The sequence below is a fragment of the Marinobacter gelidimuriae genome, from assembly GCF_000372805.1.
Classification (GTDB): Bacteria; Pseudomonadota; Gammaproteobacteria; order Pseudomonadales; family Oleiphilaceae; genus Marinobacter; species Marinobacter gelidimuriae.
This window is the reverse complement of the sequence record NZ_KB889897.1, coordinates 129,978-136,765: the sequence shown is the minus strand read 5'-3', so window position 1 is coordinate 136,765 and position 6,788 is coordinate 129,978. Positions and strand designations below refer to the sequence as shown.

At 56.3% G+C, this 6,788-nt stretch carries 7 protein-coding genes; 2 read left to right on the top strand and 5 right to left on the bottom strand.

The genetic code is table 11. The features are described 5' to 3' along the window. The 3 genes from iscB to gpmI form a co-directional block, all read right to left on the bottom strand. Positions 1-656, bottom strand: a 656-nt coding sequence (gene iscB, locus A3OI_RS0112325; RefSeq protein ID WP_026224175.1) for an RNA-guided endonuclease IscB, incomplete at its 3' end; no start/stop codon positions are given. Between the two features lie 402 nt (positions 657-1,058). Further along, positions 1,059-2,252 carry a murein hydrolase activator EnvC family protein gene (locus A3OI_RS0112315; RefSeq protein ID WP_018404575.1) on the bottom strand — a complete coding sequence of 398 codons (1,194 nt, stop codon included), beginning with the start codon at positions 2,250-2,252 and terminating at the stop codon, positions 1,059-1,061. A 20-nt stretch (positions 2,253-2,272) separates the two neighbouring features. Continuing rightward, positions 2,273-3,820: a 2,3-bisphosphoglycerate-independent phosphoglycerate mutase gene (gene gpmI / locus A3OI_RS0112310; protein ID WP_018404574.1), complete on the bottom strand. Its 1,548-nt coding sequence runs from the start codon at positions 3,818-3,820 to the stop codon at positions 2,273-2,275. Between the two features lie 151 nt (positions 3,821-3,971). Here gpmI and A3OI_RS0112305 point away from each other — a divergent pair, with 151 nt between their 5' ends. Beyond that, positions 3,972-4,388, top strand: a complete 417-nt coding sequence (locus tag A3OI_RS0112305) for a rhodanese-like domain-containing protein (protein ID WP_018404573.1) — start codon at positions 3,972-3,974, stop codon at positions 4,386-4,388. 85 nt (positions 4,389-4,473) lie between these two features. Next, on the top strand, positions 4,474-4,980 hold the full coding sequence (gene secB / locus A3OI_RS0112300) for a protein-export chaperone SecB (protein WP_018404572.1): 507 nt from the start codon (positions 4,474-4,476) through the stop codon (positions 4,978-4,980). A gap of 44 nt (positions 4,981-5,024) precedes the next feature. On the opposite strand, the gene trmL is transcribed toward secB, so the two are convergent. Both trmL and A3OI_RS0112290 read right to left on the bottom strand, forming a co-directional pair. Continuing rightward, positions 5,025-5,489 (bottom strand): tRNA (uridine(34)/cytosine(34)/5-carboxymethylaminomethyluridine(34)-2'-O)-methyltransferase TrmL, encoded by a 465-nt coding sequence (gene trmL, locus A3OI_RS0112295; protein WP_007349431.1) that lies wholly within the window; start codon positions 5,487-5,489, stop codon positions 5,025-5,027. A gap of 31 nt (positions 5,490-5,520) precedes the next feature. Continuing rightward, a complete protein-coding gene (locus A3OI_RS0112290; RefSeq protein WP_018404571.1) occupies positions 5,521-6,699 on the bottom strand; it encodes an acetyl-CoA C-acetyltransferase in 1,179 nt (392 codons plus the stop codon). Positions 6,700-6,788: the final 89 nt, after the last annotated feature.

The following is a 6,788-nucleotide window of genomic DNA, read 5'->3' as shown; positions in this document are numbered from 1 at the left end:
GGCCGGCACGCCAATGTCAGGTTGCTGATCCGGTTCGAGCCACCGTTGGCTTTTGGGTCGATATGCTCAATTTGAAGAGGGGTGTCTTTGTCGGTGCAGTAAGCGCATTCGCGCCCCCACTTCTCCAGAAGGTATTCGCGGACCTCGTAGCCGAGCAAGGTGCCCTGCTGATATTCGACACCGCTGACTTCCGGGTTTTCCATCTTCTGCGTGTCGAATCGAACCAGTTCCTGGCTGATAAATTCAACCGGCACCAAAGACCGAAGCCGATTCACCAAGCTTTTCGTGGTATCCACCCGGTGTTGCAGGCTCGGGGCCAGCCAGCCCCTGGGCTTGGTTCGATTGTTAAATCGGGGTGCCCTGTACCGCAGCTGGTTGCGACGCCGGCGGCGAAACGCCCGACGTTGCTCCAGAGACTTGCTGATNTGGCGACCGCGATGAGCCAACTCCATTAACGCCAGAACGTGTTGCTTCTGGCNGCTTTCTCGAACCACTGCAATCCCGGTGGTCTTGCTGCCGGGATCGATCTTGATCCGGACCGGCTGAGTATTTCCGCCAACCCGGCTTTTCAACCGGATCGTAAACGGATACGCACGCACCACCACCGCTTGACCACGGTCGAGTAGAAGCCGCGCACGCCTTTCGGTGCACGGCATAAGGGGGTGTTTGCGTCTATCCAGTACGAAGACCGACATCGTTTTCCTTTCAATGAATGCCCTTACGGGCCTAGTAACGGAGGCCGAAGCCTCTCTCCCCTCGGGAATGTCTATCACCGGCTCCCGCTTGCGCGGCGACCGGAACCTTCGGCGCTTTACCTTTCGCCAGCGTGATCCCAGTCTTTCAGAGCGCCGAACTGAGGAAGCATTCGGCGATGAGTCTTAGCGACCTGTGATAAACGTAGCGGGTTGGTGTCCGCTCTCCCTGGTCAACCTGGCTTGCAGGGTATTCTCTACAAGCTTCGTCCTTCAGGGCGGGGTAGTTGACTTATCCTGTATTTATTCCGCCAGTTGGCAGATTTCCTTCAGTTCGCCACAGTATGGCGGGAGCGCTGGCGTTTGTCAGCTGTTGCCGGGTTTCGCCGGTTGCCCGGCCAGCCAGCGTGACGGATTATCGGGCTTGCCGTTGTGGCGTATTTCAAAATACAGCGCTGTTTTGTCGGTGCCGCCGGTCTGGCCGGCCTGAGCAATGGCCTCGCCGGCATCTACCCAGTCTCCGGTTGTGGTGTAAAGGCTGCTGGCATGGCCATATAGGGTCATATAACCATCGCCGTGGTCAATAATGGTTAGCAGTCCAAAGCCACGCAACCAATTGGCAAATACAACGCGACCGTGATGAATAGCCCGCACTTCTGCACTTGTGTCGGTGTGCATTAGCAGGCCGTTACGGCGTAGTTTGCCTTCGGCATAGGTTTCGCCAAAGCTGCTGACCACGGTTCCAGCAGCGGGCCAGGGCATTTTTTTGCGCAGTTTCGCAAACGGTTGGTTGGCATTTGGCGCAGGTATGCTGGTGATGGCCTGTTGCACTTCCTTCAGCAGGGCCTCCAGGCGCTTTTGATCGGCGGCCAGTCCGTCGCGCTCACTGCGACGCTGGCCGATGTCTGCGTTCAGGCTTGCCAGAGTCTGTTCGCGCTGCTTGCGGGTTTGCGCCAGTTTTTGCTGGCGTTGCTCTACATCGGCCTTGGTGGCGGCCAGTCTGGCGCGGGTATTCTGCATTTGCGTGCGGGTTTGGTTCAGCTCTGCCAGGCTGGCCTGAAAAGCCTGTACCTGGCCGACTGTGTAATTGCCCAGGTATTCGTAATAGGTGAGGGTGCGGGCAATATTGTTGGGGTCGGTTTCGTTGAGCAGCACTTTCAGGGCGCTGGCGTCGCCTTCCATCCAGGCCTGGCGCAGCAGCTTCTTCAGCTGTTCGCGTTGGCCGTTGAGGATGAGGGTTAACTGCTGTTGCCGGGTTTCCAGTTCTGCCAGCTGTGTTTGCTGGCTGGCGGCCTGCTGCTTTAGGTTGCGGGCTTCTCGGGTCAGGTCGCTGATGCTGCGCTCCAGACCGGTCAGCTGTTGTTGCAGTTGCGAGCGGTCTTTTTCCGCTTTGGTCAGCCACTGGTTAATGGCGCCAATCTGCTTTTTCAGCTTTTCAATCTGGGCCGGAGTTACCTGTTGAGAAGTTGCTTGCTGCGCGGCTACCGGACCTGCGTTGGCAAGAGCCAGCACCAGTAGCAAGGGTAGCAGCACAGGTAAAACCAGTAGCGCGCGTAACATGGCAACCTGCCCGTTTACAGTCAACCGATCTCAGCCAGGCTGTGGCCTGTCATTTCGGTGGGTTGAGCCACGCCCATCAGCGCTAGCAGCGTGGGCGCCACATCGCTCAGGGCGCCACCGTCGTTCAACATTATCTGTTTTGGGCCGGTGTATACCAGGGGCACAGGGCCAATGGTGTGGGCGGTGTGTACCTGGCCGGATACCGGGTCTTGCATCTGCTCGCAGTTGCCGTGGTCAGCGGTTATCAGGCCTTCGCCACCCACTTCCGCAAGCGCTTCTACAACGCGCTTTACGCAGGCGTCCAGGCATTCGGCCGCTTTGATGGCAGCGTCCAGCTTGCCCGTGTGGCCAACCATGTCGCCGTTGGCGTAGTTACAGATCACCAGGTCGTATTTGCCGCTTTTAATGGCTTCAATCAGTTTGTCTGTCACTTCCGGAGCGCTCATTTCCGGCTTCAGGTCATAGGTGGCAACGTCTGGGGACGGCACCAGAATGCGGTCTTCTCCGGTAAATGGCTCTTCGCGGCCGCCGTTGAAAAAGAAAGTAACGTGGGCGTATTTTTCGGTTTCTGAAATCCGCAGCTGGGTTTTGCCAGCGTTGGCCAGGTATTCGCCCAAGCTATTCACCAGCTGCGCCGGCGGATAGGCGCAGCTGGCTTTTATGTCGGCGGCGTATTCGGTAAGCATTACAAAGTCAGCCAGATGGGGCACTTTTTTGCGTTTGAAACCGTCAAAATCAGCGTCAACAAAGGTGCGCGTCAGCTCGCGGGCACGGTCTGCGCGAAAGTTCATAAACAACACGGCGTCGCCATCGTTAATGGTGGCGGTGGTATCACCTTCGGCCTGAATGCGGGTTGGTTTTACAAATTCGTCATTTTCATCGCGTTCGTAAGCCTGCTCCAGAGCGGTTACCGCGTCTTCGCAAGCGTACTCAGCTTCACCCAAAGCCATTGCATTGTAGGCTGTTTCTACGCGGTTCCAGCGGTTGTCGCGGTCCATGGCGAAGTAGCGCCCGGTCACGCTTGCAATGCGGGCAACGCCAAGTGTGGCAAGGCTGGCCGCGGCTTTTTCCAGCGACGCTTTGGCGCTGCGCGGGGGCATGTCGCGGCCATCCAGAATGGCGTGCAGGTAAACGGCTTTAGCGCCGCGGGCTGCAGCCAATTCTGCTGCGGCAAGAATGTGGTTTTCATGGCTGTGAACGCCACCTGGCGACAGCAAACCAATCAGGTGAACGGCTTTACCCTGGCTTACAGCGGCGTCTATGGCTTTGCACAGGGCCGGGTTTTTCTGGAAACCACCGTCTTTCAGGTCTTTGTCGATGCGGGTCAGGTTCTGGTATACCACGCGACCGGCGCCAAGATTCATGTGACCTACTTCGGAATTGCCCATTTGTCCGCTGGGCAAGCCTACAAACATTCCGGAGGTGTTAATCAGCGTTTTCGGGTTGTTTTGCCACAAACTATCCCAGAACGGTGTATTGGCGTTGCTGATGGCGTTGTCTTCGGCCGGGTCGCGGTGGCCCCAGCCGTCAAGAATGATGAGTGCTGTTGGCGTGCGAGTCGCTGTCATGACGTGCTCCGGTTATTGGCAGTGCGTTGTTGTTGATATGAATGGGATTGAAGATTCTAACCGCTTTCATTTGCCCATGCCACGCCGGTTACCTTCTGCGCAGGGCTGCGGGTGTGTATAATCTTGCCAAATTATTTTGCAGGGTGTTTTCATGGATCGCTTGTTTGAATTTGTTGTTAACCATTACATTCTGGTGTCGGTATTCGTTGCCTTGCTGCTGGCGCTGCTGGCGCTGGAAACCCGCCGCGGTGGTGCCAAAATTTCCGCCCAAGGCGCTGTGAGCCTGATTAACCGGGACGAAGCGGTGGTGGTGGATATCCGTGATCGCAAAGAATTTAATGAAGGGCGCATCACGGGCTCGATGAATATTCCATTGAGCGCTTTGAAAAGTCGCAGCAGTGAGCTGTCCAAGCACAAAGAAAAGCAGCTGATTGTGGTCGACAAGATGGGGCAGCATTCTGCTATGGCGGTCAAACAGCTTAATACTGACGGTTTTGCCAATGTGGTTCGCCTGAGCGGCGGAATTGCCGACTGGAAAGCCAGCAATTTGCCGCTGGTAAAGAAATAACGAAGGGTTGTGTTGCCGCCCAGCGCCGCAGCACGTCGCTTAATTCACGGGCAACCTGGCCCAGATTGATAATAAAGGATTGAACATGGCTGAGAATTCGCAAGCTGCAGCAGGCAATGAAAACCAGAACCAACCACAATTCGCCATGCAGCGCATTTACGTAAAAGATCTTTCTTTCGAATCCCCCAGCGCCCCGACGGTGTTTCAGGAGCAGTGGAAGCCGCAGGTCAATCTTGATCTGAACACAGGGCACAGCAAAGTCAGCGATAATCAGTACGAAGTTGTGCTGTCGCTGACGGTAACGGCAAAAATCGAAGAGAAAGTCGCCTACATTGTTGAGATCCAACAAGCTGGCGTTTTTCTGGTAAACGGTGTGGAGCCTCAGCAACTGGGCCACATGTTGGGTGCCTACTGCCCGACTATTCTGTTCCCTTACGCCCGCGAAGCCATTGATAACCTGGTAAGTCGTGGCAGCTTTCCGGCACTGATGCTGGCGCCGGTTAACTTCGACGCGATTTATGCCCAGGCGCTTCAGCGCAAGCAAGAAGAAGCGACGGCTGCAGAAGCCACCAGTGAGCCCAAAACTCACTGACTTTCTGGGCGGGCAAGAAAAACCCGGCTTACGAGCCGGGTTTTTTATTCAGAACCGCAAAATGCGAGCTGTCGCCAAGCTTCATAAACCACCAGTGCAGCGGTATTCGACAGATTCAGGCTGCGGCTGTGAGCGCACATGGGCACTCTCAGGCGGTGGCCATCGGGTAGGGCATCGCGAACCGGTGCGGGCAAGCCGCGGGTTTCCGGCCCGAACATCAGATAGTCACCTTCCTGGTAACTGACCTCATGATAGTAATGACTGCCTTTCGTTGTCAGCCCAAACAGCCGTTGCGGCTGCTCGGAATGTAAAAACGCCGGATAACTTTTGTGTACTTTTACACTGGCGTATTCGCTGTAATCCAGCCCGGCCCGCCGCATCCGTTTGTCTTCGAGGGTAAACCCCAGTGGTTCAATCAGGTGCAGTTTACAACCGGTGTTGGCGCAGAGCCGGATAATGTTCCCGGTATTTGGAGGAATTTCCGGCTCGTACAGCACGACATTCAGCATATTAGATTAGCGTTCCGTTTAACATCTTGAGCTAGCGCTCAACCGCCAGCGCCACACCCATGCCGCCGCCGATGCACAGTGTCGCCAAGCCTTTTTTGGCATCTTGACGCACCATTTCGTGCAGTAGGCTGACCAGAATACGGCAGCCGGAAGCGCCGATCGGGTGGCCCATCGCAATAGCGCCGCCGTTTACGTTAACCTTGGCTAGGTCCCAGCCCATATCGCGGTTGACCGAAATAGCTTGGGCCGCGAAGGCTTCGTTAGCTTCAATCAGGTCCAGATCGCTAACGTCCCAGCCCGCCAGTTTCAGGCAGCGTTTGCTGGCAGGAATCGGGCCGGTGCCCATAACAGAGGGGTCTACGCCAGCACTGGACTGGGCTTTGATGGTGGCGAGTACGGTCAAGCCCAGTTCTTTGGCTTTTTCAGCGCTGCACACCATAACGGCGGCTGCGCCATCGTTGATGGTCGAGGAGTTAGCGGCCGTTACTGTGCCGTCCTTTTTGAACGCAGGGCGCAACTTAGACAGGCCTTCGGCTGTAGTGCCATCGCGCGGGCCTTCGTCTTTGGCGACAATAATCGGGTCGCCTTTACGCTGGGGAATCGAAACCGGCACGATTTCGTTGTCAAAGCGACCGGCTTTTTGCGCTGCTACGGCTTTTTGCTCCGACGCAGCTGCGAATTGATCTTGCTCTTCACGGCTAATACCGTATTTTTCAACGATATTTTCGGTGGTTATGCCCATGTGATAGTCGTTGAAAGCGTCCCACAGACCGTCATTGACCATGGTGTCTACCAACGCCCAGTTGCCCATACGCTGACCATTACGACTGTTGGGGAGAACGTGGGGCGCCTGGCTCATGCTTTCCTGGCCACCGGCAATGACGATTTCTGCGTCGCCGTTGCGGATAGACTGCACCGCCATGTGCACGGCTTTCAGGCCGGAACCGCAAACCTTATTGATGGTCATAGCCGGCACAGTCGCCGGCAGCCCGGCGTTAATAGATGCCTGGCGCGCTGGATTCTGGCCGCAGCCCGCGGTAAGTACCTGGCCCATAACAACTTCGCTGACCTGATCACCGGCAACGCCGGTTTCTTCCATCAGCGCTTTAATGACAGCCGTTCCAAGCTGGTCAGCGCGCAGGGTTGATAATCCCCCACCAAAACCGCCGACCGCCGTCCGCTTGGCGGCAACAATGACAACATCACGCATGAGCATTCTCCATTTTTAGCATGCGGGCGGCAGATTTGCCGCGCCTGAGTCAAACTATCCACAGTGTAGCCGTTTGATTGGCGAGCACC

Bases quoted from the DNA above. Each gene is read 5' to 3' on its own strand.
- gpmI (WP_018404574.1), bottom strand. From the start codon at position 3,820: ATGACAGCGACTCGCACGCCAACAGCACTCATCATTCTTGACGGCTGG.
- secB (WP_018404572.1), top strand. From the start codon at position 4,474: ATGGCTGAGAATTCGCAAGCTGCAGCAGGCAATGAAAACCAGAACCAA.
- A3OI_RS0112305 (WP_018404573.1), top strand. From the start codon at position 3,972: ATGGATCGCTTGTTTGAATTTGTTGTTAACCATTACATTCTGGTGTCG.
- trmL (WP_007349431.1), bottom strand. From the start codon at position 5,489: ATGCTGAATGTCGTGCTGTACGAGCCGGAAATTCCTCCAAATACCGGG.
- A3OI_RS0112315 (WP_018404575.1), bottom strand. From the start codon at position 2,252: ATGTTACGCGCGCTACTGGTTTTACCTGTGCTGCTACCCTTGCTACTG.
- A3OI_RS0112290 (WP_018404571.1), bottom strand. From the start codon at position 6,699: ATGCGTGATGTTGTCATTGTTGCCGCCAAGCGGACGGCGGTCGGCGGT.